Source organism: Halorussus ruber (assembly GCF_004765785.1).
Lineage (GTDB): Archaea > Halobacteriota > Halobacteria > Halobacteriales > Haladaptataceae > Halorussus > Halorussus ruber.
On the sequence record NZ_SBIT01000035.1, the window covers coordinates 1 to 698 of the forward strand.

The 698-nt window shown below is 52.4% G+C and carries 1 protein-coding gene; it reads right to left on the bottom strand.

Annotated features, from left to right (window positions below; all coding sequences use genetic code 11):
* Positions 1-8: 8 nt before the first annotated feature.
* Entirely contained in the window at positions 9-644 is a 636-nt protein-coding gene (locus tag EPL01_RS21290; protein WP_135827286.1) for an IS6 family transposase, read from the bottom strand.
* Positions 645-698 lie beyond the last annotated feature (54 nt).

The window sequence follows — 698 nt, forward strand, 5'->3', positions numbered from 1 at the left end:
CATCGTGTTTAGTTAGTGGAATTGTGCCAGACGGCGAACGCTTGCAACCATGTTTCAGCAGTTGCTGGTTCGACATGGCTAAAACAGTTACTGAACGATGAGGTTCGTCGTTTTACCTCGCGGAAGACACGTTCGGCGCTGTTCCGATTTCCGTGGCGTTCATACTGAAATCGGAGCCCTGCACGGTCAAGTGCAGTTTGGAGGTGTGATGCGCCATCGACGAGAAACAGACTCCCTTCGACATCGTGTTTCTCCCGGAGTTCCCGGAGGAAGATCTGGGTCAAAGCGGTTGTGTACGTCGAAAACAGTCGAACGTGAAGCAAATGATTCGTCGCTGGATCGACGGCGGCGTACAGCCAATACTGCTCGCCGTTGATGCGAATCACCGTTTCGTCCACCGCAATCTGATTCGGATTTTCACCGTCAGTGGGCTGTAGCCCGGCTTTCTGCACCCAATCGTGGACTGCTTTTCGACTCCGTTGGACACCGAATTTCTCAAGCTCAGAGACGGTATTCGAAAGCGATAATCCGGCAAGATGCAATCGAATACCGAGCCTCATCAGTCGAGGCGGTGTCCGTTCACGCTCCACAAACTCCAAGTCAATCCAGTCACTACAACCGCTGAGGCGGGTGATTTTGGCCATGAATCAGCACAAAATCACTCCCGCCTCATCCTTCACTCTTAACTAAACACGACC

Coding starts and splice junctions, on each gene's coding strand:
- EPL01_RS21290 (WP_135827286.1), bottom strand. CDS start 644: ATGGCCAAAATCACCCGCCTCAGCGGTTGTAGTGACTGGATTGACTTG.